This window comes from Spiroplasma endosymbiont of Tiphia femorata, from assembly GCF_964020225.1.
In the GTDB taxonomy this organism is placed as follows: domain Bacteria; phylum Bacillota_I; class Bacilli_A; order Mycoplasmatales; family VBWQ01; genus Spiroplasma_E.
Genome location: NZ_OZ026544.1, coordinates 1,268,718 through 1,295,190 on the forward strand (window position 1 = coordinate 1,268,718; position 26,473 = coordinate 1,295,190).

The 26,473-nt window shown below is 23.0% G+C and carries 30 protein-coding genes; 7 read left to right on the forward strand and 23 right to left on the reverse strand.

The genetic code is table 4. From position 1 onward, the window contains the following. Positions 1 to 10 precede the first annotated feature (10 nt). The 5 genes from AACK83_RS07815 to AACK83_RS07835 are packed head-to-tail and all read left to right on the forward strand — an operon-like array spanning position 11 to position 7,527. Positions 11 to 1,708, forward strand: a complete 1,698-nt coding sequence (locus AACK83_RS07815; protein ID WP_338956996.1) for a hypothetical protein — start codon at positions 11 to 13, stop codon at positions 1,706 to 1,708. Positions 1,709 to 1,711: 3 nt separating this feature from the next. Continuing rightward, on the forward strand, positions 1,712 to 4,063 hold the full coding sequence (locus tag AACK83_RS07820; protein WP_338957178.1) for a hypothetical protein: 2,352 nt from the start codon (positions 1,712 to 1,714) through the stop codon (positions 4,061 to 4,063). 4 nt (positions 4,064 to 4,067) lie between these two features. After that, positions 4,068 to 4,190 carry a hypothetical protein gene (locus tag AACK83_RS07825; RefSeq protein WP_255495924.1) on the forward strand — a complete coding sequence of 41 codons (123 nt, stop codon included), beginning with the start codon at positions 4,068 to 4,070 and terminating at the stop codon, positions 4,188 to 4,190. Positions 4,191 to 4,208: 18 nt separating this feature from the next. After that, positions 4,209 to 5,456 carry a hypothetical protein gene (locus AACK83_RS07830; protein ID WP_338957148.1) on the forward strand — a complete coding sequence of 416 codons (1,248 nt, stop codon included), beginning with the start codon at positions 4,209 to 4,211 and terminating at the stop codon, positions 5,454 to 5,456. Then, the gene (locus tag AACK83_RS07835) at positions 5,401 to 7,527 is read left to right on the forward strand and encodes a hypothetical protein (RefSeq protein WP_338957151.1); all 2,127 of its coding nucleotides are present in this window, start codon (positions 5,401 to 5,403) and stop codon (positions 7,525 to 7,527) included. The genes AACK83_RS07830 and AACK83_RS07835 overlap by 56 nt, the downstream gene beginning before the upstream one ends. Before the next feature lie 87 nt (positions 7,528 to 7,614). Here the strand turns inward: AACK83_RS07835 and AACK83_RS07840 are convergent, their stop codons facing one another. Next, complete coding sequence (locus tag AACK83_RS07840) at positions 7,615 to 7,848, reverse strand: hypothetical protein (protein WP_338956981.1); 234 nt, start codon at positions 7,846 to 7,848, stop codon at positions 7,615 to 7,617. Between the two features lie 296 nt (positions 7,849 to 8,144). Between AACK83_RS07840 and AACK83_RS07845 the strand changes: the two genes are divergently transcribed. Further along, positions 8,145 to 9,263, forward strand: coding sequence for an Mbov_0401 family ICE element transposase-like protein (locus tag AACK83_RS07845; protein ID WP_338956980.1), 1,119 nt, complete (start codon positions 8,145 to 8,147; stop codon positions 9,261 to 9,263). Positions 9,264 to 9,537: 274 nt separating this feature from the next. Here the strand turns inward: AACK83_RS07845 and AACK83_RS07850 are convergent, their stop codons facing one another. From AACK83_RS07850 to AACK83_RS07935, 18 genes are all read right to left on the reverse strand, one after another. Then, entirely contained in the window at positions 9,538 to 11,430 is a 1,893-nt protein-coding gene (locus tag AACK83_RS07850) for a hypothetical protein (RefSeq protein ID WP_338957543.1), read from the reverse strand. Between the two features lie 3 nt (positions 11,431 to 11,433). Continuing rightward, positions 11,434 to 13,131: a hypothetical protein gene (locus AACK83_RS07855; RefSeq protein WP_338957546.1), complete on the reverse strand. Its 1,698-nt coding sequence runs from the start codon at positions 13,129 to 13,131 to the stop codon at positions 11,434 to 11,436. Positions 13,132 to 13,142: 11 nt separating this feature from the next. Next, the gene (locus AACK83_RS07860) at positions 13,143 to 14,327 is read right to left on the reverse strand and encodes a hypothetical protein (protein ID WP_338957547.1); all 1,185 of its coding nucleotides are present in this window, start codon (positions 14,325 to 14,327) and stop codon (positions 13,143 to 13,145) included. An 18-nt stretch (positions 14,328 to 14,345) separates the two neighbouring features. Then, complete coding sequence (locus AACK83_RS07865; RefSeq protein ID WP_338957549.1) at positions 14,346 to 14,723, reverse strand: hypothetical protein; 378 nt, start codon at positions 14,721 to 14,723, stop codon at positions 14,346 to 14,348. Positions 14,724 to 14,965: 242 nt separating this feature from the next. After that, positions 14,966 to 15,124 carry a hypothetical protein gene (locus tag AACK83_RS07870; protein ID WP_338957552.1) on the reverse strand — a complete coding sequence of 53 codons (159 nt, stop codon included), beginning with the start codon at positions 15,122 to 15,124 and terminating at the stop codon, positions 14,966 to 14,968. Positions 15,125 to 15,139: 15 nt separating this feature from the next. Continuing rightward, positions 15,140 to 15,910 carry a hypothetical protein gene (locus AACK83_RS07875; RefSeq protein ID WP_338957555.1) on the reverse strand — a complete coding sequence of 257 codons (771 nt, stop codon included), beginning with the start codon at positions 15,908 to 15,910 and terminating at the stop codon, positions 15,140 to 15,142. Next, positions 15,879 to 16,154 (reverse strand): hypothetical protein, encoded by a 276-nt coding sequence (locus AACK83_RS07880; protein ID WP_338957557.1) that lies wholly within the window; start codon positions 16,152 to 16,154, stop codon positions 15,879 to 15,881. The genes AACK83_RS07875 and AACK83_RS07880 overlap by 32 nt, the downstream gene beginning before the upstream one ends. Further along, a complete protein-coding gene (locus AACK83_RS07885; protein WP_338957559.1) occupies positions 16,147 to 16,290 on the reverse strand; it encodes a hypothetical protein in 144 nt (47 codons plus the stop codon). The genes AACK83_RS07880 and AACK83_RS07885 overlap by 8 nt, the downstream gene beginning before the upstream one ends. After that, on the reverse strand, positions 16,290 to 16,802 hold the full coding sequence (locus AACK83_RS07890) for a hypothetical protein (protein WP_338957560.1): 513 nt from the start codon (positions 16,800 to 16,802) through the stop codon (positions 16,290 to 16,292). Before AACK83_RS07890 ends, AACK83_RS07885 begins: the two co-directional genes overlap by 1 nt. After that, positions 16,795 to 17,082 carry a hypothetical protein gene (locus tag AACK83_RS07895; RefSeq protein ID WP_338957561.1) on the reverse strand — a complete coding sequence of 96 codons (288 nt, stop codon included), beginning with the start codon at positions 17,080 to 17,082 and terminating at the stop codon, positions 16,795 to 16,797. Before AACK83_RS07895 ends, AACK83_RS07890 begins: the two co-directional genes overlap by 8 nt. Next, positions 17,082 to 17,306, reverse strand: a complete 225-nt coding sequence (locus AACK83_RS07900; RefSeq protein WP_338957562.1) for a hypothetical protein — start codon at positions 17,304 to 17,306, stop codon at positions 17,082 to 17,084. Before AACK83_RS07900 ends, AACK83_RS07895 begins: the two co-directional genes overlap by 1 nt. Beyond that, positions 17,306 to 17,467: a hypothetical protein gene (locus tag AACK83_RS07905; protein ID WP_338957563.1), complete on the reverse strand. Its 162-nt coding sequence runs from the start codon at positions 17,465 to 17,467 to the stop codon at positions 17,306 to 17,308. Before AACK83_RS07905 ends, AACK83_RS07900 begins: the two co-directional genes overlap by 1 nt. A 3-nt stretch (positions 17,468 to 17,470) precedes the next feature. Then, positions 17,471 to 17,764, reverse strand: a complete 294-nt coding sequence (locus AACK83_RS07910) for a hypothetical protein (protein WP_338957564.1) — start codon at positions 17,762 to 17,764, stop codon at positions 17,471 to 17,473. After that, positions 17,754 to 18,191, reverse strand: coding sequence for a hypothetical protein (locus AACK83_RS07915; protein ID WP_338957565.1), 438 nt, complete (start codon positions 18,189 to 18,191; stop codon positions 17,754 to 17,756). Before AACK83_RS07915 ends, AACK83_RS07910 begins: the two co-directional genes overlap by 11 nt. Positions 18,192 to 18,193: 2 nt before the next feature. Beyond that, positions 18,194 to 18,358 (reverse strand): hypothetical protein, encoded by a 165-nt coding sequence (locus tag AACK83_RS07920; RefSeq protein ID WP_338957566.1) that lies wholly within the window; start codon positions 18,356 to 18,358, stop codon positions 18,194 to 18,196. Positions 18,359 to 18,492: 134 nt separating this feature from the next. Then, complete coding sequence (locus AACK83_RS07925; RefSeq protein WP_338957568.1) at positions 18,493 to 19,011, reverse strand: hypothetical protein; 519 nt, start codon at positions 19,009 to 19,011, stop codon at positions 18,493 to 18,495. Between the two features lie 12 nt (positions 19,012 to 19,023). Further along, positions 19,024 to 19,164 (reverse strand): hypothetical protein, encoded by a 141-nt coding sequence (locus tag AACK83_RS07930; RefSeq protein ID WP_338957569.1) that lies wholly within the window; start codon positions 19,162 to 19,164, stop codon positions 19,024 to 19,026. A 371-nt stretch (positions 19,165 to 19,535) separates the two neighbouring features. After that, positions 19,536 to 20,447, reverse strand: a complete 912-nt coding sequence (locus tag AACK83_RS07935; protein ID WP_338957570.1) for a hypothetical protein — start codon at positions 20,445 to 20,447, stop codon at positions 19,536 to 19,538. Between the two features lie 1,049 nt (positions 20,448 to 21,496). Here AACK83_RS07935 and aguA point away from each other — a divergent pair. After that, positions 21,497 to 22,630: an agmatine deiminase gene (gene aguA / locus AACK83_RS07940; RefSeq protein ID WP_338957572.1), complete on the forward strand. Its 1,134-nt coding sequence runs from the start codon at positions 21,497 to 21,499 to the stop codon at positions 22,628 to 22,630. Positions 22,631 to 22,735: 105 nt separating this feature from the next. On the opposite strand, the gene sepF is transcribed toward aguA, so the two are convergent. From sepF to rsmH, 4 genes are read right to left on the reverse strand one after another with little or no spacing between them, the layout of a single operon-like run. Further along, entirely contained in the window at positions 22,736 to 23,020 is a 285-nt protein-coding gene (sepF, locus tag AACK83_RS07945) for a cell division protein SepF (protein ID WP_174480582.1), read from the reverse strand. 6 nt (positions 23,021 to 23,026) lie between these two features. Beyond that, positions 23,027 to 24,181: a cell division protein FtsZ gene (gene ftsZ, locus AACK83_RS07950; protein WP_252320022.1), complete on the reverse strand. Its 1,155-nt coding sequence runs from the start codon at positions 24,179 to 24,181 to the stop codon at positions 23,027 to 23,029. A gap of 35 nt (positions 24,182 to 24,216) precedes the next feature. Further along, positions 24,217 to 25,497 carry a hypothetical protein gene (locus tag AACK83_RS07955; RefSeq protein ID WP_286642492.1) on the reverse strand — a complete coding sequence of 427 codons (1,281 nt, stop codon included), beginning with the start codon at positions 25,495 to 25,497 and terminating at the stop codon, positions 24,217 to 24,219. Positions 25,498 to 25,518: 21 nt separating this feature from the next. Beyond that, positions 25,519 to 26,469: a 16S rRNA (cytosine(1402)-N(4))-methyltransferase RsmH gene (rsmH, locus tag AACK83_RS07960; protein ID WP_252320018.1), complete on the reverse strand. Its 951-nt coding sequence runs from the start codon at positions 26,467 to 26,469 to the stop codon at positions 25,519 to 25,521. Between the last annotated feature and the right edge of the window lie 4 nt (positions 26,470 to 26,473).

Genomic DNA, 26,473 nt, shown 5'->3' on the forward strand with positions numbered 1-26,473 from the left:
AATTAATATCATGCCAATTGGTACAACTAGTACAGCAATACTTTTAAACATAAATAAACCAAAACATACTAGAACAAGTAACCAACAAGAAAATAAAAGTTTTTGATGAGAAATTTTAGAAATGATTGGTGTACAAGTAATAGCAGTAGCACTTGCTCCTTTTACTGGTGGTTTAAGTGAAAGTATAGCACTTGGATTAGGTGCAAGTGATTTTATTGCAAGTACTATTAATTTTGGTATTTATGCTACAACTGATTTTACTATTAATCAAGTTTATGATTATTTAAAAGGAAATGTAACACCATTAAATACTTTTTTTAATATATTACCTGCATTTGTTGGAATTAATAAAATTAGTCGTGGTTATCGTACTACTAAATTTATTAAGTTAGCACAAAAAACTAAAACATTAGAACAAATTGGTGTTAAAGAAGCAAAAAATTTACAAGAAATTATTAGTCAAGTAAGTGGAAAAGAAATTTTAACAGATAAAATCATTGGTAATAAACGTTATTTATTTAATTATAGTTTGGCACCTAATCGTGAAACAATAACACAAAATTTAGGTTATGTTGCTGAAAAACAATTTAAAAATAATTTTAAATCTTTAAAATCACAACAAATAAAAGAATATTTATCATTACAAAATACATTAATAAAATTAAGTCCACAATTAACTCCAAAGTTTAAAATTAAAGATATTGAAAAAGCAAATAACTTTTTAAAAAAATATAATACTGAATTAAAAGAAGTATTAAAAATGAACCAACATGATTGATTAAATTTAGTTCATACAATACATACAGAGAATAGATATGGAAAAACTTTAATTTTAGATTTACAAAAAATTCGTGCTAATGCTATTAAATTTAATTTTAAAAATAGTTCAATTCATAAAATTGTTTTAAATGCAAATAAAATTTTTAAGTATTTTGATATTAGATTTTATTTAAAAAAAGGTTTAAATAAATTTTGAAAAGATACACCATATTTTGAAAAATTACGAGAAAGTATATATAAATTACAAGAAAAATTTGAAAAATTAGAAAAACAAGCATTTGAAAAAATTAATAAATTAAAAGAAAAAGCAACAGATTTATTTACTAGTGCAGAAAAAAGAGCAATTAAACATGCACAATTAATTCCACTAAATTCACCAGTATTTATGGGTTGTAAAATTCAACCTTTATCATTAGACAAATGTGCAATTACTATTTATCATCGTAATCCTAAGTATAAACCAATTACAGTTGTTGATAGTATTCTTAAAGCAAAAACTTTTGTTACTCAAATACATCCATTTCATTGATATCGTTGATATAGTGGTTGATACATTGGTTATGGTGTTAATCGTAATAAATGATTAAAAGCAATAGCATTTGCTCCACCAGTGGTGCAACAAGTAATTAGAGATAGTTTTAAAGTATATAGAGAAATATTTAGAACTATTAGAACTTATCATAAAGTAGTAAATGTTATTAATAATCCTATTGAAAATATTAATAAATCATTTAAAAGTGTTGGTTTAAAATTTTCAGTTAATACTTTATTTGGTACTGGACTATTACATCATTTAGAAAAATTTGCATATAGTCAAGTTGTAGAAAAAGGTAAGAAAAAATTACAAAAAGAAATTATCCATATATCACATAGGAAAACTAAAACAAAAACTAAACATTATAAAAAAGCATTTTTTAAGGAATGATAAATTATGATTAATAAACTTTGAACTGATGTCAGTCTTGAAAATTATAATAACTGATATCCATTAACTGGAAAAATTACAGAAACTCCACCGCAATATATAAATACATGACCTAATGTAAAAGACTGATTTACAACTTTTGCTATTCGCGCTCAAAATGATATTAATGCTTATCTTGATTTTATTTTATCTAAATTTCCTTTTGATAGTTTTAAAGATGAATTAATTAAAGAAACATTAAGAGATATGGTTTATGTAATGGTTGAACATTGAGTATTTAATCGTACACCAATTGAATTTAATGTTGATGCTACTATTCAATTCAATAATGGTACATCATTTAATGCAAGTAGTATTCCTACAATTAATGTTTGAGATTTAGCACCAAGTAGAATGAAAATATGAGCAAGATTAACAGAATTAAAACAAGTATTTTCAAATTATAATCAAGATGAAATAGATATTGAAAAAATTGACTTAAAAGTATTTTATACTAGAAATCAAGTTGATGAATTAATTAAAGAACAAAAAGAATTTACATTATCAAAACAAATAAAATTATATGATGATTTAGTTAATGATAACGAAAATGAGATATATAGGGGTCGTGTTACAAACTTTATAAATAAAGGTTATGTTGCAACTGATTATGACCCAAAAACTGAAACAATGATTTTAGATTGACCTGATGAAATTGGTACATTACCACCAGAAGCATTACAAAATAATCCACAAATTGGTGATTTTACTCATGCTGCGACTGCTGACTTTTCTGCTAAACAACAAAAAAGAATTACTACTAATGAAAATAGTATTAAATTATTAGAAAATAAAGTTGATATTAATAAACAAAATATTGATGATATTAAAAATAATTGATTTAATATTGAAACTAGTCCTTTATGAAAAAAAGTTAAAAATGAAAATATTAAAACAGATATATGATATATTATTGATTGAACATATTATTTTATCGATAGTAAACAACTTATTATAAGTAATAATAAATTAACTAAATCTAATATAAGAATTACTAATCATCAAATAGAAAATAGACAAATAATAATTGAAAAAATTGATGTTAATATTGACAAAGTAATGTTATTATATGATGATAATTTAATAAAATTTATTGTTGCTAATAGCACAAAAAAGTATACACCAATAATTCATAATATATATCAATATCAAGGTACTGGAACACCAACTGAATTTATAGCAGAAGAAAATACTGAACGTGATTATTATACAAAACTAGAAACTAATAATTTATTAGATAAAAAACAAGATAAATTATCTTTAATTAAAGAAGATATTACTTATAAAGTTTTACAATATAGAGAATTAGGAACTGGTTTATTTACGGGTGATTTAGATATTCCACCAACTAAATTTATTAAACAATGAATTAAAGATAGTGGTGGTGGAGTTGACCCAACTAAATATTATACAAAACCAGAAATTGATAAAAAATTAGAAGATGTAAAGTCACAATTCCCTATTGCATTTCAATTGAATGCTGTAAGTCAAGAAATCCCTAATTTAGAAACTATTAATAAAACTGTTGCTGGTGCTATTAATGAAAATAAAGCAAATATTGATAAAAAACAAGATAAAGAAATATGAAAAGTAATAAGTAAAAGTAAAAATAATCGTGAATGAGATACGTTTGAAATTAATTTTAATACTGTATATAGAGTAATTATAACATTAGATGAATTACCAGTAAATCAAGCAAATATAAAGCATAAAGTAGAATTTAAAACTGGTAATTATTTAGGTGGAGATTATTTACTTGCAAAATTTAAAATTAAAGATGAAGATGTAATATTAACTTTAACTGTTAGAGAAAGTAGTTTTAATTGTAGTTTATATTTAAAAGGTGGAGATATTAATTATGGTGCTATTCTTTCATTAGAAGAATTACAAAATACAATTAAAGTTGATGTTACACCAAAAATAAAAATTAATTCAAAAAGTTTAGAAACAAATGAAGTTGAAGAAAATTGTTGAGATATTGAATTACCAGATAATCCAACACCAAGTCCAAATAATCAACAATGAAAAGATGTAGGAACAAGAGAAAAAAATAAATGAGATAATTGACAAATTACTTATGATTTTATAGTTAATAAACATTATAGAGTTTATTATTCTTGAAGTATATATAATCCAGTTTATACTATTCAAGAATTTATTATAACGGATAACAAAATTGCTGGTGTACCAATACAAACCTTTAATGATAGTGTTAATATAGTAATTTTATCAGTTCAACATGCTAAATTGATTACTATTTATAGTGGAAAAGGTAATTTAAAAGGTAATGTATGAAAATTAGAAGAATTACAGGAATAATATTATGTTTTTTAAAATTATAAAAATTATTTTAGGTTTAATTGGAGTAATTCTATCATCAGCAACTGCTGGTTTAATTATATTCATTATTGTAAAAATTATATTAAAAATTAATCAAATATTTTAAAGAAAGGTGGTGAATATTATGCTAAGTTTATTTAAAAGAAAAGAAAAAAATAATATTAATGATAATCAAAGTGAAAAATTAAAATTTTTAACTAATAAAAATAAAAGTACACATGCTTCTATTTTAAATTATTTTGGTTTTAATGATTTTAACCATGAAACTTATTTTACTGATTTTGTAGCAGAAAATAATGCTAATTTATATAATGCTCCATTAGAAATTAATAATGAAACCATTAAACAATATTTAATTCAACAAGAATTTTATAGAAAAAATTGAAATTCTATTTTTAAATTAAGTAAATTAGGAATTAGTGGTTATTTAATTTATATTGCAAATGATAATTTATATTTTCAAGTAGTTGATATACAACAAAGAGTTTATGATATTACTGGTAAATTAATTGAATGTACTATTTTTTATGATAGTTATCAACAAAATGCACAAACTGTAAGATTATTCGAAGTTTATACATTAAATAATGAACAAGTAACAATTAATCGTGCAATTTATAGTATTAGTGATAATAAAAAACAATTTCCATTAGATTTTAAATCATACATTAATAATCCTAATTTATCACAAGAACAAACATTAAACATTAACTATATACCAATAGCAATTATGAGAAATAAAGCAAATGAACAAGCAGATTGTGATAAAGTAATGGATAAAATTAAAGCATTAGATGTTATTTATGAACAAATTGTTTTAGATACTATTTTAAACTCACCTAAATTTATATTTAGTCAAACTTATGGTAATGTTCAATCAGCATTAGAAGAAGCAGTAAGAACTTTGGTTACTAAAAACTACATATTTAAAAGTGGTGGAGATAATAATGAACAAAACGAAAATATCAATATGACAAATAGTAATTTTAAAGGTAAAAATTTAACTGATATATATGATTGAAATGTTAATGAAATATTTAAACGTTGTGGTATTCATATACCAAGTCAAAAGAAATCTGCACAACAATCAGTTCCCGAAAGTACAGCAGTTAATATTTCAACTATTAATTATATTGAACAAAAATTATGACAATTTAATATTGATATTCTTAAATTTATTCAAATATTAGTGAAAATTGATAAAGATTTATTAAATAGTAAAACATTTAATATTAATGATGAACAAGAAATTAATAATTTAACAGTTAAATTAAAATTATTTAATCCCGAAAATAACCAATTAATAGGAGATAACAATGGAAAACAACAACAAACCACAAACGAAGTTTCCACAGAAACAGAAGCAAACTAAACTTAATCAAGCAGAAGTAGAAAATGATTATTTAATTGATAATATTCCATATGATTTTACTAATATGATGGGTGCTACTAGTGACCCAGATATTAATAGAGCATACGATGAATTTAAAAAAAGAACAATTTATATTTATGAAATTGAGCGTTTATTTAAAAATAATGAAAATAATAGTTTAAGATTTTCAGCAAATACTATTAAAATAGGTTTTATTGATATTGATAAAGTATTAAAAACTACTGCTGCTGAAACATCAGACTTTACTATGCAATTAAATCAAAGAGCAAGTACTAATATTAATGATAATACAATTGAATATAGTATGACTGATATTAAAAATTTAATATTTCAAGAAATAAATTTATTAAATCAATTTAAGTTATATGCAGTATCTATTAATGAACCATTAACTGAAAATAATATTGATAATTTATATATCATTAATAACTATTCACAACCTTATCAAAATCCAAAAACAAGAAGTACTAAAAGTATTACTATTATTAAAATTAAAGATTTTAAAACAAGAGATGGTTATCCAATTATTATTAAATTACAAAAACCATTAGACAAAGATACCAAGGTTAAAAGTATAACTTTAAAATTTCCTAAAACAATGTTATTTGGCAATATAAAAGTAAATGGTGAAATTGATGGATTAAAAGTATCACCAAATTTATTAATTGCTGATGATAACCAATTATTTCCATTATATGCTTTACCAATTCAAACTCAACCAAAAGTTAATATTTTACAACAATGATTTAGTGACCAAATTTTAGAGTGAAATATTGCTAAAAATTTCATTAATCAAAATTCTATTTTAGAATATTTAGATATTGGTGAAATTATACCTAATCCACCATCACAAGAATTTAAACACGTTAAAAAAATTGAATTAAAAAATGTTGAAACAATCGTTACTAATGAAAAAAACCAACAAACTAATATTCAAAAAGAAATGAATTTTATTTTTTCAAAAAATGATGAAAGTAGTTATATTTCAGCAGATACTGATACTTCATGTGGTCCTAACTGTCCTAGATTATTAGAAAATAAAAAGTGAACTATTAAAGTTGCAGAAGGACAAGCAACTGCACAAACACATTGAAAAATCAATGAAATTGATAGTGTAGTTTTAACTTACGATAAAATTAAACCAACTACAACATTGGGAAAATTATTAATGGATATGTTAGGTTATACTTATAATTATCAAGCAAATTTTAAAGGTTATGACCCAAAATATGATGCAAATCCAGATGTTAAAGAAACACCTGATATTACAAAATTAAGAAATGAGTTTGAAAATCAAAAACCACATGATGTAATTAATAATTTATTTGAACAATGAAAATTAGACAATCCTAATTTTATTAATAATTCAAAAGTAAAAATTTTTAAACAAGTAATTATGATGTTATCAAATTGTATACTTTCTTATTTATCAATTAATAAAGGTTTAGATGATGACTATAAATTATTATTACCTTATTACTTTGAATTAAAATCAAAACCAACAAGAAAATCAAGTCATGATAGATGAAGTTTTGATAATGTTTATGTTGTTTTAAAATCTGAGTATTTTGATTTTACTGACCCTAATAATATTAAAGTTAAAAATAAGAATATTAGTCAAAATGAATGATTTAAACTAAGTAATAACCAATTTAATTGATTATCATTAACTAATAATCTAGAAAGTAATAACATACCTTCATTATTACCACAAGATATTAGTTTAAATAATGGTGAATATGGTAAATATATGGTTAAAAGTATAATTAATAACGTTTTAGAGTTATTAAAATTATTTAATAGTCAAAAACAATATTTTTCAAGTTGAGATTGATTTAATTTCGTGCAAAAAGATTATTTTAGTAATGAAATTAAATTCAATATAGAAAAAGAAATTTCTAATTTACATAAACTAGAAATTTCCGGAATTTTTGGTATTGGTAATTATGATATTCTGCTAGAAACAGAAAGTAAAACCATAAATATTAATAATATTCAATTATTTAATTCAAATGATGAAACATTATCTTATATTAATATTGAAATTTAATTATTAAAATATCCATTAGGATAAGTACCATCTCATTTGATATCTGTTTTATCACCTTTTTTATTTGCAAAATATAATGAAATTATATTATGGTCATAACGATGTTCTCATATAGTTGCCCCCCCAGACTGCTGTATGGTCGGGTTTTAAATAAAAACTTAATTTTTGTCTTCCGTCTTTACAAGCAAGACCTAATGCTGTTGCTGAAATAATAAATAATACAGTCATAAATGTAGATATACCAATAAATATATTCCTTTGTGTTTTTCTTTGTTTTGCTATATTTTTAGCATAATGTAATTCAGAATTTTGTTCATTCATGTTTAATTACTCCTTTTTTCTTAATTTTATTTCTAAATTGTACTATTTTTCATTATTTTTACAAGTATGCTTTTAAATGCAAAATAACGCCTAAATTAAAGGCGTTTATTTTATGATACCTATACTATTAATTATATTGAAATTGTTTATTATATTTTAAATATGAAAGTCGTTTTTTAAAAAGTTTTGATTTAATTTTAAATTACACTTATATATGTTTATAATAAAAAAGTAAATTAATTTTTTAAATATATTTACAATAAATTTAAAATTTAAAAAAAGTTAGGAGAAAAAATATGAGTTTTAATTATTTATGAACTTTAAAAGAAGCAACAAAAAGAATGTATCAATCATTTAGAGATGATGTAAAAAATCAATGAGAAAAAACAGATTGAAGAATCTTAAAAGAAAGAGATAGAAAATATATCCCCGTTAAAATTAAAACAAGAACTAGAAATACTATCAATGGTCTTGTTACTTATAAATGTCGTGATTATAAATATTATGATGAACAATTAAAAAAATGAGTTCCTATTTGTTTATTAGATGAAAAATTGCAATTACCTAAATACAAAAGGACTTGTCAGGATATCAAAAATAATGTTATTGAACATTTTGCAGATGGAAAAAGGTATATTGACATTTTACATACTATGAAACAAACAAAATTTAGCACAACAAGTATTAGTAGATTATTTCAAGAATATCAAGTTAGTAAATTAGATGTTCCTAAAATAAAATTAGAACCAAATCAATTTATTTATATTAGTATTGATGATGGACATCGAAAGTTTTGAAAATTTAAACGAAATTCTGGTAAATATTCAATGCGTTTAGTGTTATTTTGTACAGATAATGTTAATCATAAATTAGTTAATAAAAGAGTAGATGTAATAATAAGACCAACAAAAACTAAAATTGGAGTTCAAAAAACTGCTGAATTTATTTTAGAACAAGGAAATAGATTTTTTGAAAATTTTGACCAAGCAAAAATCATTATTTGTGGTGATAGTGCAGAATGAATTAAAGATGTTGCTAATTATTTAGATGCACAATTTGTTTTAGATAAATTCCATTTAGTTAAAAAGTTGTATGTAGGAATTATTGCTGGAAACAAAGGAAAATATTTTGAAGAATATAATACTTGTAGAAACTTTATTGAAAATGGTCAATATGATGAATTAATAAAGTATATGAATGAAATATTAAAAAATCATAAAAAATTAAAAAAACAATATTTTAAAAATAATAAACAAGGAATTGAAAATCAAGGTGCAAAATGAAATATTGGTACTTTTGCTGAAAGTAATATTTGATATATTTTAAAAGAAATGCTTGGTAATAGAACATATAGCATAGATATTTATATTAAAATGGTTATTTTTAAGTGTAATCTTGTCAATTCTAAAACATAATCAAAATTTTTATTTTTATTAAAATATTAAAAACTTATTAATTAAAAGTTAATAAGAATTTTTGTTGTGTATTTATATTAAATTTTCTTATTGATTTTTTAATATTTGTATTTTAATTAAAATTAATTTAATTTAGTAGTAATATTTACTTACAATTGCATATAATTACAATTATTTCTTGTCTATAATTTTAAAGAAATGTTTAAAAAGTAATTATATCCTCCGTTTTTGTTACCGTCCCAAATAAATTTTTATAATTTTTCAAATCATAATTTTATTCCTGTAATTCTTCTAATTTTCATGTATTACCTTTATCGCTACCTTTTAAAGAATAAATAGTAATAAATTTTGAGTGTTGTACTGATAAAACTAAGACATTAGTATTATTGTTAAAAACTTCTATTGGTACACCTGCTATTTTTGTATTAGTTATAATAAATTCTTTAATTGCAAAAACATTATTATATATATTTCAAGAATAATAAACTTTATATCTTTTATTAACTATAAAATCATAAATAATTTGTCAATTATCTCATTTATTTTTTTCTCTTATTCCTACTTCTTTTCAAATTGAACTACTTGGAGGAATTGGAATTGGTTGTGGTTGTTTTTTGATAATTTCATTAATAGCACCAGCAACAGTTTTATCAGTAGTTTCTAAATTAGGAATTTCAGTACCAATAGTATTTATAGAAAAAGCATATTTGAATTGGTCTTTATCCATTTTATTGTCTAATTTTTTATCTACTTCTTCTTTTTTATAATAATCAGTTAAATCAGTTTTCCCGCAAGTAGCACTAATTTTATTATTTTCATCAATTTTAATATTTTCACCAGCAATTAACTTATCTTGTTTTTTATCTAATAATTGATTTGTTTCTAGTTTTGTATAATAATCATGTTCAGTATTTTCTTCTGCTATAAATTCAGTTGGTGTATCTATTCCTTGATATTGATATATTTCTTCTATATCACCAATTAAATTAATTTTTCCAAGTTCAGGATAAGAATTACCACCACCACTAAATTGTTTCTTTTTATTGTTATAGTAAATAGTTCCAATATTTAAAATATTTTTATTTTGTATTTGTTCTCCATAAGTCATGGAATCAACATTTAACAATTCAAATTCGTTAAAAACATTATTTAAATAAATTTTAATTACTTTATAAAATTTCATAAAGTTATTTTCTGTTGAATATTGATAACTGATTTTAATAAAATATCATTTAAATATTTCTATATTATTATTTTCAACTTTTTTTCATAAGGGACTAGTTTCAATATTAAATCAATTATTTTTAACATCATTAATATTTTCGTTTGTTTTAATTAATTCACTATTTAATTTGGTAATTTCATTTTCATTTGTAGTAATTCGTTTTTGTTGTTTAGCAGAAAAATCACAAGTTGGTGCATGTGTATAATCACCAATTTGTGGATTGTTTTGTAAAACATCAGGTGGTAATGTTCCAATTTCATTAGGTCAATCTAAAATCATAGTTTCAGTTTTTGAGTCATATTCTGTTGCAACATAACCTTTATTTATTAAATTTGTAACTGGTCCCCTATATGTTTCATTTTTATTACCATTAATGGTATCATCATATAATTTTATTTGCTTTGATAATGTAAATTCTTTTTGTTCTTGAATTAATTCATTAACTTGGTTTCTAGTATAAAATGCTTTTAAGTCAATTTTTTCAACATCTATTTCATCATTATTATAATTTGAAAATATTTGTTTTAATTCTGTTAATCTTGCTCATATTTTCATTCTACTAGGTGCTAAATCTCAAATATTAATCGTAGGAGTACTACTTGCACTAAATTGATTACCATTATTAAATTGAATAGTAGCATCAACATTAAATTCAATTGGTGTACGATTAAATACTCAATGTTCAACCATAACATAAACCATATCTCTTAAAGTTTCTTTAATTAATTCATCTTTAAAACTATCAAAAGGAAATTTAGATAAAATAAAATCAAGATAAGCATTAATATCATTTTGAGCACGAATAGCAAATGTTTTAAATCAATCATCAACATTTGGTCATGTATTTATATATTGTCGTGGTGTTTCTGTAATTGTTCCAGTTAATGGATATCAGTTATTATAATTTTCTAAACTGACACCAGTTCAAAGTTTATTAATCATATTTTATCATTCCTTAAAAAATGCTTTTTTATAACGTTTGGTTTTTGATTTAGTTTTTCTATGTGATATATGTATAATTTCTTTTTGTAATTTTTTCTTTCCTTTTTTTACAACTTGATTATATGCAAATTTTTCTAAATGTCTTAACAATCCAGTACCAAATACAGTATTAACTGAGAATTTTAAACCCACCCTTTTAAATGATTTATTGACATTATCAATAGGATTATTAATAACATTAACTACTTTATGATAAGTTCTAATTGTCCTTAATATTTGCCTATAAATTTTAAAACTATATTTAATCATTTGTTGTACAACTGGTGGAGCAAAAGCAATACTTTTTAATCATTTATTTTGACTAACTCCATATCCAATATATCAACCGCTATATCATCTATATCAATGAAATGGATGTATTTGAATAACAAAAGTTTCTGCTTTGATAATACTATCAATAACTACAATTGGTTTATATTTAGGATTACGATGATAAATAGTAATTCCACATTTATCTAATGATAAAGGTTGAATTTTACAAGCCATAAATACTGGTGAATTTAATGGAATTAATTGTGCATGTTTAATTGCTTTCTTTTCAGCACTTGTAAATACATCAATTGTTTTTTCTTTTAATTTATTAATTTTTTCAAATGCTTGTTTTTCTAATTTTTCGAATTTCTCTTGTAATTTATAAATATTTATTCTTATTTTTTCAAAATATGAAGTATCTTTTCAAAATTTATTTAAACCTTTTTTAAAATAAAATTTAATATCAAAATATTTAAAAGTTTGATTTGCTTTTAATACTAATTTATGAATTGAACTATTTTTAAAATTAAATTTAATTGCATTAGCACGAATTTTTTGTAAATCTAAAATTAAAGATTTTCCATATCTATTTTCTGCATGTATTGTATGAACTAAATTTAATCAGTCATGTTGGTTCATTTTTAATACTTCTTTTAAATCAGTATTATATTTTTGTAAAAAATTGTTTGCTTTATCAATATCTTTAATTTTAAATTTAGGAGTTAACTGTGGACTTAACTTTATTAATTCATTTTGTAATAATAAATATTTTTTTAATTCTTGTACTTCTAATTTTGCAAAATTATTTTTATATTGTCTTTCAGCAACAAAACCTAAATTTTGTATTATTGTTTCGCGATTTGGAGCATGGTTATAATTAAATAAATAACGTTTATTTCCAATAATTTTATCTGTTAAAAATTGTTTTTCACTTACTTGACTAATGATTTCTTGTAAATTTTTTGCTTTTTTAATACCAATTTGTTCTAATGTTTTAGTTTTTTCTGCTAAACTAATAAATTTAGTTGTACGATAACCACGACTAATTCTATTAAGTCCAGCAAATGCAGGTAATATATTAAAAAAAGTATTTAATGGTGTAACATTTCCTTTTAAATAATCATAAACTTGATTAATAGTAAAATCAGTTAAAAACTCTACACCAACAGCACTAATACTAGCAAGTAAATCACTTGCACCTAAACCAAGTGCTAAACTTTCACTTAATCCACCAGTAAAAGGAGCAAGTGCTACTGCTATTACTTGTACACCAATCATTTCTAAAATTTCTCATCATCAACTTTTATGTTCTTGTTGTTGACTTGTTCTAGTATGTTTTGGTTTATTTATGTTTAAAAGTATTGCTGTACTAGTTGTACCAATTGGCATAATAATTATCCTTATTTAAGAGTTATTTTTATAGGATTTGTTGAACCTTGATAATTTTTATCAGTGTCATTAGTAGTGATTACTACATATAAATCTCCTGCTTTTTGGTTTTGATTACTTACATCAACTTGACCTTGGGCATCACTAAAATAATTAATAATTGGAGTTGTTAAATTTGGATTTAAATTATTTAGTTCAGTTGTATTTTTAATTGTTGTATCTAATAATTTATTCTTTTTAGTAGTATCAGCAGTAATATTAGTTGTTAATGTTGTAATTTCTTCACTTAAATATTTTTTATTAACAATATCACATAACATTCATCTTGATTCTGTTTCTGAGTTTGACATATAAGGAATAGATTCTCCTGTTACTTGTCCACCAACTAAATATCTTTTTGGAACTTTACCATCTTTAATATCTTCAACATATATACTAGTTTGTTGTAACATATATCTTTTCATTGCTTTTGGTGTTGCTAAAACAAAATTCATAATTTGATTTTTATTTTCAGTATTTTTAAATGTCATATAATCATCCATAACAATTTGACATAATACACCTTTAATATATAAATTTGTTCCATTTAATCTTAATTGTTGTGCTAGTTGATTATCAGTAATTAAACCTTTATTATCTGCTAAATAAACTAAAGTATCATAAAGACTATTTGTTATAAAAAATTTACAATTATTACTATTTCTTAATTGAAATAAAGTATTTCATGCTGATAACATTGATTTTAAATATCCTACTGGTGTTGTATCAGTAATGATTACTTTTTTGGCAGATTTAGCAATTGTATTTGTATCATTATTTGCTAAATAATCTGCTAAATCATTAGCAACTTCATATTGCATACTTTCTAGTAAATTTTGCCCATTATCTGCAAATAAATCAACTTCACCAATCATTTCTCCTGTACTAGCTTCTTTTGTAATTTCTTTAATAATTTTATCAGTATCAACATAACCAACTTCTAATCCTTTACTTTTATCATTTCAATGAAGTATTTTGAATGTTGGGTCTTTTGGTTTTTTAACTATAAATTCAATTTTTGTAGAATTAACCATTTCAATTGGAAAAAAACTTGCTCATGGACTATTTGATTGTTTATAAAATTCTATAAATTCAGGTGTTTCTACTAATTTTGTAGTATTATCTAAATTTTGTTTAAATGGCACTGGATTTGGCATTTTAAATTTTCCTTTCTTTTATAAATTATTTTTCTTTTTATAATCTAATAAACTACTTTTTATTGAAGTTTCTTGATTTGTTAATATTGTTTCTTGTTTACCACCTGTATTAATTGGTTCTTTAAATAGTGGTTGTTCTTTAATCATTTTTTTAATAGTTTCTTCAATTTTTGAATTTTCTATATTACTTGTTTTAAATTTTAAAAATTCATAAAATTCTTTTTTAACTTGATATTTTTTAAATATATTAATTATTTCTTTTTCTTTAATTTCTTGATTAAGTTTATTTAACTTATTTTCTAATTCAACAATCTTAATTTCTTGCTCTTGTTGTAAATTATTATTTTCAGTTAAAGGTTCAGTATTTTGTTCAACATTAGTTTCATTTTCTAACATTTAAATCACACCTTTATTATTTATTTTCTTTTCCATTAATTTTTTCATTAAGTTTTGCTAATTTTTTTTGATGTTTCATCACTTTATTATTTCTTCTAATATGTTTTGGAGTTGTAATAAATCTTTTAAATTAAACAATTAATTCTCTACAAATTAATGTTCCTACACTTGTTCCAATAATAATTAATTCATGTAAAAATTCTTTCATTTTCAATTATTTCCTTTCAATTATTTATTTTTAATTATTCGTCAAATTGACCATTATTAATTCTTTCAATCATTGATTTTGAATTACTTATAATAGTTACCAATAAAGATATTTCTTTATTTAATTGTTCCATTCTTTCTTTATATGTCTGAATTTCATTGTTATAATATTCAATCAATTTTTCTTTATTCATTAGTTATCATCTCCTTTATAAACTATCATATGTAGTTGGTCTTTCATATAAAACATCACTACTTCCACTATTATTACTAATAGCATCACTATTAATTAATCTTCTTGTTTCATTTGTAAATGATGTTTCTTGCATTTCTTGATTATGATTTGTAGTTTCCATAGGTAATAAATTATGTATAATTTCACTTGCACCAGCAACTATTGTTGGTACTGCATAAGCATTATTAAAATCATTATTTATACCCATAGCTACACCACTTGAAATTAGACATCCACTAGTTGCCATATTACATATTTTTCTTATTACTTCAAATCTATTAGGTATTAATTCACTTAACCCACCAATTAGATTTGATATACCATAAGTACTTAAACTAATATATGTATCTCAAACCATTTGTTGTTTATTATCATTAGTTAATAATAATGGTCATGGTGGTGTTTCTGTGGTAATAGTTGTTAATCAAGGTGGTGGTTCAGGATTAGGATTGATTTTTGTAAATTTTGCATAATTAATTAAACCAATAGTTCCTAAACCTAATAATATTTTTTTACTTGAATTTAATATTTTCTTTTTAGTACTTGGCATTTGATTTAAGTTTCATATATCAATTCCTAACTTTTTACTAAATAATAAAGCATTAATACTTCCTAATACTGGATTACCAATAATTTGAACATAATAAGCACTTGTACCAATCATTGCTGATAATGGACTTATTCCAATTCTTATTATTTTTAATAAAGTATAGTTATTTGATTGTACATTCGTGTCATTTGGCATTTTCATTTACTCCTTCATTTTTTGGTTTAATAAACACTTCAACTCAACCTGTATAGTGAACGTTATCACCAACTAAAATAGCAGTATTTGCATGTGGTTGAGAAACAACTAAATATTCAGCAATAACATTAGGATATTTTCATAAAATAATTGCTTTTATATCATTACTATCTGTTAAATCTTTGGGATTTGGTGAAAATATTTCTATTTTATCTTGACCAAATAAATCTGTTAATTTAGTCATTATCAAATTCACCTTTTTCTATTTTTTCAATTAATAAATTTAAAATATTTTTGTCCAAATCAGAGTTTGTATAATTAATTTTTTTAGTTCATTTAATTATATCTTTCATATATTTAAGTAATTTTTCTTTATTCATTATTTATTCTCCTTATTTAAATAATATCAACCAATTAATAAACTATCTGCTTCATCATGATTTGATATTTTTATATTTCAATTATTTTCTTTAATAATTTCTTCAGCAACATATATACTTAGTTCTTTATCTCAAGGTCTTAATCAAAAAATAGGTGGGTCATAACGTTCATATCATTTCTTTCATTCACTTGGACTTATTAACATATCTTTTGTTAATAATTTATTAAATTGTCCTGCAATAAAACCACGTAAATGTTCTTGAGTTTCATAACCAATACCATTTTTTGAATTAAAAGTACCACGTTCAATAATTAAATCCAATTCATTATCATTAACTTTTATATCTCAATAAAATTTTCTTTGTCCATCATATTCTTTTAAATTATAACTTTTAACAAATATTGGTTTTCAATTTCAAAAATCATATTTATCATGTAAATAAACTTTTTTTCATAAAGTAAATCCAGTATTTTTAATACTTGGGTCAATTGAAAGTAAATAATTAGTCATTATCAAATCACCGGTCTTTAATTCTGGTTTTAATTGGTTTATAAACTTCTTCATAATATCCGTTTAAGCGATATGTGTTTTTAAGATATTGCATAAATCTTTCTTTATTAATACAATTTTTATGTCTTGATTTATTAATTTCATCAACTTTATTTCTATGTTCTTTATCACCTTGATAACAATGTTCACATACATTTTCTCAGCAGTTTTTTTCACAAGTAAATAAATCATGTTTTTTATCACATACACAACAATCTTCACAACATACTTCTTTATTCATTATTTATTCTCCTTTCTATTATTTCTTTCTTGCTTTATTAATAAATTTATTCAAATAATTTGATTATCACCATCACCTAATTTTTTTAAAAGATATTCATATCTTTTCTTAAAATCTTCACTATCAATATCTCTATCTTGGTAAATTATTTTTTTCAATTTTTTTATTTTATACAAGGTTTTTGGAGAATATATTTCTCCATGCATGCAAAGAAAACATTTCATTATTTATTCTCCTTATTTTCAATTTGATTAGCAATTTCACTTAATATTTTTAATACTTTATATTCATTTTTTAATTCTTTAATAATAAATATTAAAAATATTATTAGTGTTATACTTGTTATTAATATTGGTGCTATTAATAAAATTTCTCATCATATCATTTTTTACTCTTTTCATTTTTTAAATCATTTAACATTAATTGAACAAAATACACGATTTTTAGGAATGTTTAAAGTATTAAAAATTTGACCAGTTACAATAATTTCATCGTTTTTGTTTAATAAAATACATCGGTTATAAAATTTTGGATTATTAAAAATTAAAGTAACATAGTTTAAACCATTTCATTGACCACGAACACTATAATATAATTCTTTATTACCTTTTTCGTAATATTTTGCTTCAATAGTGTTACTTAGTTTTACTGTTAATTTGACATAATTGGCTTTATCTTTCATTTTTATAATTCCTTAAATAGTATTGAATGTGTTTATATGCATCTTGTTCATGTTTTGTTAATTTTATATTTCCTTTATAATTTGTTATTTTATTTTTATTTTTTGGTTGGTTTTCTAGATAATCTCAGTTGAAAACATCTTGTACTAATACCATTAATGAACCAATAATTTTAGGAGTTGCTAATGGATTAGTTAATAATTGTTTTGAACTTAAAAAGAAATTTTCTACAATAACTAATATTTTGTTTTCAAAAAATTGTTCTTTGATTATTGATAATATTCTTTTATAACGATTTTTACTTTCAAAAACATGTGTTGTGTTGAATGTTTCTGTATAAATAATCCTATTTGTTTCATTTGAATATATAACAATTCCATTATTACCAATACCAGCGGGGTCAATCCCAATAATTAAGTCATATTGCATTATTAATCAAATTCACCATTTTTAATTTTTTGATTTAATTGAGATATAAGATTTAATCTTCCATTAAAACAACTTTTTCAAAGTTTAGTTACTTTTTCATCGTCTCTCATTTCTTTATTTCATTCTCATTCATCTTTAAGATATTCAAGTATTTTTTCTTTATTCATATTTATACCTCCTACTTAACCTAATATTTAAAATACAGTCATAACAAATTGCTTTACTATTTTTATCTCTTAAAAAATATTTTCTTGTTTTTATATCATTAGTATTAAAGAATAAATAATCTAATTTATTTTGTTTACATGTTCAACAAAAATACTTTTTCATTATGAGTTGAAATTTCCTTATAAGAAGTAACTATATAATTAATTGGTAAATCATCATGTTTATATGGATTATTTATTTTAAAACCTTTTCTGTTTTCTTCTCACGTAATGTTATATTTAAAACAAGGATTAGTAATTTTAGTTTTGTTATCTGTTATTTCACCCATAAATCAACTATTATGCTGTTCATAAAATGTTAATTGTTCAAGTTTTATATCATTAAGATAATATTCTTTTGGAGCAGTTGGTTTATTAACAGTTATTTTTTGGTCTTTAATATATGGTTCTAATAACTTTATTAATTCATTACCACTTAATTCTTTTTTAATATTTTCTAAATTAAAAACTCAATATGAGTAACTGTTATCAACAATAAAAGAATTATTTTTAATCATTCATTTTGGAAGAGATAATTTATATTCAACATAATCAATAAGAATAGATTGTGGTTTATCTTTAACAATTTGTTCTTTTTTAAATTCTATTTGCATAATAATCCTTTCCTAATATGTTCTGTTGCTTCTAGCATAAAGAACATATATTTTTATTCTTAGATTATTAATAATACTACTATTTGTTTTATTCATTCCAGCAATTCTGGGCTCAAAAATTTTTCAAAAAAAAATAAAAAATAAAACCAACACTTGCTCACTTGGTAGTGGCAAGGTTGGTTAAATAAAGAATAATAGTTGGTCCCCACTCCGGGTCTATATATACTAGTTTCCAATTCGCTCCCACCCCAAGAATTACCATTTCTGGTTAGTATATTTTATTAGGTATCACTCCACTTTTTATTTATCCATGCAAGTCCACATGCTAGCTACTATTTTTAACAACTGTGTTGTAGTTCACTTTTTTAGTTCCCTAACACGTGTTGATAATAGTGCTAAAGACGGTTATTAAAAATTTTAAAATTTTACAATTACAAAAAAAGACAAGAATTTTATTCTCGTCTTTTGTCATTTATTTTTTAATTTAATAGTTTAAAAAAGAAAGGAGTTATTTTTAAAAATTTTTATTTATCGACATCTTCGGTACGCTCCCTAATTTTTTGATGATAATTTTTAATATTATCTTTCATTAAATTTGTATTATTAATAATTCCCTGTTTAGTTTCTTCTAATTGAAGCATTTTTTGTTTTTCTTCTTCTTCAATAGCTTCTTCTTGCTTTTTTTTACTTTCTGTTATTTTTTCTCTTGTAATAATTCTAATTTTTTCAATTTGCTGTTTTAACTCTGCTAGCACTTTTTTATCATTATCTAAACTTACATTTTCTAAAGTTCTTGACAAATTTTCATATGTCGTTCTTTCTGTTTTATTAATATTTTCTAATGCTGCTATTTTTTTATTAATAACTTCAATCGATTTACTTTCTTCGTCAACTAATTGTTCACAATGTCTATCAAACTGTAATGTAATTTCTTTTATTCTTTCAGAAGTACTTTTTGTTAAATTTACTGCTTCTGTTATGTATTTCATTATGAAATTTTTTGCTAAGTCACTTGTATATGAATCACTTATTTTTTTTAATATAGTAAATTCATTATTGATAGCACCACATATTCTATTAATATTTCATTCTAAACTATCTGCTGCAAATTGTTCAGTACTATTAAAAATAAGAAATTGATAATAATAATCCATTATCTTAGAATCTTCAATATTATTAATAAAATTTTTTAATTCATTTATACTTTTTGCTATCTTTTTTTGAAAACTATTATAATAACTTTCATTATTATAATCTTCTAAATCAATTAAAAATTGTTTTCTTTTCATCACATTACTAACTAATGCCACTTGTTCACTACATTCTTTAACTTTTTCTAGATTTCTTTTATGATTTAAAATAAATTCTTGATAATCTTCACCAATAATTTTAAATTTTTTAATATTTTTTTCAAAATTAATAAAAACATTACACAACTCAGCAATTTTTTCTTTTCACTCTACCGATAAAAACTGATCTAAATTTTCTTCTTGTATAATTTGTTTTCAAAAATTAATCGCATTATTGGGAAGTTTTAATTCAGGAAAAAAGTAATCAAAATTAATTCGTGCTTGTTCTTGTTTAAATTTTATAATTTCAAAATATTGTTCTGGAAATGATTCTTTAACTATATTTTTTAATTCAATAATTAAGTTATGTTCTTCATTAAAAATTTGCTTTTCTTTTTCAATTCATTGTCATGAATTTTTTAAACTTTCTAATAAAAATTCATCAAATACTAAAAACTTTTTATTATTATAAAGAAAAACTAACTCTTGATAAAGATGATGAACAATATTTAAAAAGCAAAATAATGAATCTGCTTTAATTAAACTATTAAAAAATATAGTAAGGTCATCACTATTAATTGTTTTTATTAATTGTTTGCAATATTTTTTTTCTATTTTTGCACTTGTAATCTTAGAAGTTATTTCTTTTCTAAAATCCTTAATATTTTTTGCTTTTTATTATCAGAACCTATTTCTTGACTTTCTGTAGGCACTTTTTTACATCCTTTCAAATAAAAAACCCATTTATTTTATTAAAAATAAAACAATGGGCTTGAAAAACATATTTTTTTAAATTTTTTATTTTAAATTTTCATTAAAATAAGCAAAGGAACAATTCTAAAATAAATTAATTATAATTTATTTGAAAAAGTTAATTAACAATTTCTAAAATCTCTTGTTAATTACCTATAATAATGCATATAGTTTATCTCAAATATTAGAGATAACTATTGCTAAATAATAGCATGTATAAAATGTATTGCAAATAATATACAAAAATCATACTTTATATTACATTAATTTTACTAATTAAAATGATAAATAAAATCAGATTCAATTAACTTTAACACTTTTATTATGAAATAAATTTTATTTTGTAAATAAAATATTTTATAATAAAAATACTATTTATATATAGAATAGGGGTTACATAAATCCACTATTATAAATAGTACTACTTAAAGGGGGAGGAAATTATGAGCAAATTATTAACATCAACACCAAAAAAAGATGGTTTTTTTGCCCCAATTGAATCAATAGAACATAAAGGCACATGAATGATTTGACCGCTTATGAAAGATAATTGACAAAAAGAATGTCAACCAGCACGAACTGTTTTTGCAAAAATAGCCAACTCAATCAATAAACATGAACCAGTAAAAATTTTTATTAATAAAAGTAATTGAAATGAAGCTCGCAAACTATTAGATCCAACTATCAAATTAATCGATATTAAATATCAAGATAGTTGAGCGCGTGATATGGGACCAATTTATTTAATAAATAAAAAAGGACAACGAAGAGCTGTTCATTTTCACTTCACTGCATGAGGCATGAAAAATGAACCAAATATTAATCCACCCAGTTGAAATTGAAATTATGAAATTGATAATAAAGTTGGAATTGAAATGACTAAAAATAGTAACATTGATTATTATCAAGCACCAATTGTATTAGAAGGAGGAAGCATTCATCAAGATGGTGAAGGAACAATTTATACTACAGAAGAATGTTTATTAAACCCTAATCGAAATCCTGATTTAACAAAAGAAGAGATTGAAGAACATTTAAAACAATATTTAAATGCACAAAAAATAATATGAATTCCTCGTGGTGTTTATAATGATGAAACAAGTGGTCATGTTGATAATCTACTACATATCATTACACCTGGTCATGTTGTTTTAACATGAACTGATGATAAAAATGATCCTCAATATGAACGTAGTTTAGAAGCTTTAATGTTTCTTAAAAATAGCACAGATGCTAAAGGACGAAAAATAAAAGTAACTAAATTACATCAACCAGCACCATTATTTATAACTAAGTCAGAGGCAGAAAATCATGAAAAAAGTCCTCGTTTTGCTAATCGTACCGAAGGATTTCGTATGCCAGCTAGTTATGTTAATTTCTATATTACAAATAAAACAATCATTATTCCCGTTTTTAATGACCCAATATGGGATAAAAACGCAATTAATGTTTTGCAAAATTGTTTTCCTAATCATAAAATTAATTCATTTTATACATGTGAAGTACTATTAGGTGGTGGCAATATTCACTGTATAACACAACAAGATAAGCAAATTAAAACAATAAATCCCTTCTAAATTAGAAGGGATTTATATTCTAAAATTAATGTAAGAACAATTTAAAAAATAAATAATTTTATTTCTTTATTATTAGAAAGAAATAAAAAACCTATTTGTTCAAGATTAACTTAATTCATTTTTAAATTCATAAATATGAATATCAGTTTTATCAACAACAAAACCAATAACATACGAAATACCACAAAGAAAATCAATAATTCTTCTTCGATCATTTTCAACAGTTGTTGTTAAATTAACTTTAATTGGTTTTTGTAAAATCATAGCATTAGCAACTGATTCAATTTCTTGATAATTTTTAGGAGCAAATTCTTGTATTTGTTCTTGAAAACTGGTTTTATAATTACTATTTTCATCATTGTCTTTATATTTTTTACTTCTTCATCCCATAATTAATTAAACTCCCTTTCGTCTTCGTAAAAATGATGGTAAATCATCATCTGCTTCCATTGCTGCTTCTTGGACTAAATTTTGTTGTTCTTCTTCTTTTTTCTTTGTTTGTTCTTTAATTTCTTCACTTAAATATTGAGTCTTATTGGTAATAAATTCATGATTATCAACTTTTGAACTATAAACAAAATTATTAGCATTAGCACCTTCTTCATCAAAACCAGTGGCAATAACTGTTACAATCATTTCATCATTTAAATTTTCATTAACAGCAACACCAAAAATGATATTAACATCATTACCCGCAGCATCACGAACTAAATCAACAGCAATATTAGCATCAGTTAATGTCATTGTTGTTCCACCAGTAACATTAACAATAGCATTTTTAGCACCCTTAATTGTCACATCATCAAGTAAAGGAGAAGAAATAGCTTTTGTTGCGGCTTGTTTAGCTTTATGTTCACCCTTTGACATTCCAATACCAAATAAAGCATTACCTTTATTTTCAATAATAGTACGAACATCAGCAAAATCTAAATTTATTAAAGCAGGAACAGCAATTAAGTCAGTAATAGTCTGTACACCTTGACGTAAAATATTATCTGCTTCTTTAAACGAATCTTTAAGAGGGATATTACCAATTACTTGTAATAATTTATCATTAGAAATAATAATAATAGCATCAACTTGTTTCTTTAAATTTTCAATTCCAACTATAGCATGAGCATTACGATTACGTCCTTCAAATTTAAATGGTTTAGTAACAATAGCAATTGTTAAAGCACCACATTCTTTAGCAATTCTTGCAACAATTGATGCAGCACCAGTACCAGTACCACCACCCATACCAGCAGCAATAAAAACCATATCTGCACCATCTAAAGCGCGTTTAATCTCTGCTTCACTTTCAATTGCGGCTTGTTTACCAATTTCGGGATTAGCTCCTGCTCCAAGTCCCTTTGATAATTCTTTGCCCAAAATAATTTTATTTTCAGCTGGTGATGCATTAACTACTTGTGCATCAGTATTAGCAACATAAAAATCAACACCTTGTACCTCTGCTTCAATCATTCTATTAACAGCATTATTACCAGCACCACCAATACCAATTACCCGAATTGATGCTATTGGTTTAAATTGTGAATTATTATGTTCCATTTTATTTTCCTCCTGAGTAATCAAATTGTCTTCTTCTATTTACTACCATCATTATACTGATAATTTGGTTGAAAGGGGGAATTATAATGCTTATTATCATGATTATTAGAATGCGTATAATGATTTAATTTTGATACAATTTCTGGTTTATGTATTGATGAAATATAATTATTACTAAAAACATTTACTAAATGTTGGTAGTGAGTATTACCGATTAAAGTAGTTCACTGATAACTATATGCACCAGGAGTTTGGCTGAGCATATATTTTACTTCTTTTAGTTTGCTATTATTTTTAAAATAGTTGGCAAAACCACATAAACCAATAGTAATTCCCGTAAAAATAATTTCCATATCTGAACTATTATTATCACTAACTTCATCAAGAAAATATTCAATACAAGAAATAATTTCATTAATTTGTTTTTTAACTGTTGCTTGTAAATCAGTTTTTGTTAAACGAACAATAGATTTTGTTTGATCATCAACATACTTATCAACAACAACATCGCATAAATAATTACTACTTATATTAATAATTTTTTGTAAATATCTTTCAGCTTTATCATAACCACAATGCATTTGCTTCATTAATGATTGAATTATTTGATTTCAACCAATTTTAATATTAGTTGTTGCAAATAATACTGAATTACTAAAAACACTAATCTTAGTACTATTAATATTTCAATCAACTAAAACTGTATTACGATTAAAATCAGTATTTTTAATATTACATACTAATGCAAATTGATCTAAAGTAACAGTTAACAATTCTGTTTCGGCATTAGTTAATACTTCGAGGTGAGAATTATATAAACTTTTAGGTAATGAATAAACTAAAGCATCAACATGCATAACTTGTCCTTTTTTAGCAATTGGTAATTGTTCATTACCAATTGCATGATCAACTTTAAAATTGTATGGTTTAGTTAAACAAATAATTTCACTATTATCAATAGTAATGTTTTTAGCCATTTCAATCACTTTACTACAATCTTCATCAGTGATAATGTGATTAGCATCTTTAAAATCAAGTGATGCTTGTGATTGATAAATTTTTAAATTATTTGAAGGTAAAGTTAAGGCAATACGTTGTACTTTTATATTTAAAGTATTATTAATTTTATTAATAATTTGCCTTAATAACTTACCTGTAGCAATTGAATTAATAATTACACCATTTTCAGAAAACTGTTCAGTATCAACAGTTTCTTTATATAAAACCTGAATTTGATTATTAACATAATTATTAACCATAACTTTTAAACTAAAATCTTCAATTTGACATACAACATATAGTTCTTGAAAATTCATATTGCTCACCTCCAAACATTTTTATGAATCAATATAAGTAATAACTCTTAGTTTTGCACTTCGTGCTCTTGGATTTTTATTTATTTCATCAGGCTTTGGTGTAATTGGTTTTTTAATTATTAACTGATATTTTGTTTTTCAATTATTATGAACTGGTAATTTAGCATATAATTGTGCTTGTGGATCAATTAAAACTTCATTAAAAGTTTGTTTAACAATACGATCTTCTAAAGAATGAAAACTAATAACAACAATTCTACCATTAGATTTTAATAATTTTAAAGATTGTTTTAAAGAAGATTTTAATGTTTCTAACTCATTGTTAACAGCAATTCTTAATGCTTGAAAAGTCTTTTTGGCAGGATGATGATGCTTATTTAATACTCTTACTGGTAATGATTTTTTAATAATCGTAACCAATTGTAAAGTGGTATCAATTGGTTGAAAAGTTCTTGTTTTAATAATATTTTTAGCAATACTACTAGCAAATACTTCTTCACCATAATTTTTAATAATTGTTTTTAATTGCTCATAATTATAATTATTAACAATATCTCACGCATTTAATTTTTGACTTTGATCCATACGCATATCTAACTTAGCATCTTTCATATAACTAAATCCTCTAATATCTTCATCAACTTGTGGTGATGATATACCTAAATCATATAATATACCATCAACTTTAGTAATATTTCTTTTTAAAAGCTCAGATTGAATATTTGCAAAATTACTTTTAATTATTTCATATTTATCTTTAAAATCTTTTAAAATAATTTTACTATTATCAATGGCCATTTGATCTTGATCAAAAGCATATAGTTTGCCAGAGGTAAGTTTTGATAGTATAACTTTACTATGACCTGCTCGTCCTAATGTACAATCGACATAAATACCATCAGGTTTAATATTTAAGAAATCAATTGCTTCTGTTAACATTACAGAAATGTGTCTTGCATTGATATTATTCATAATT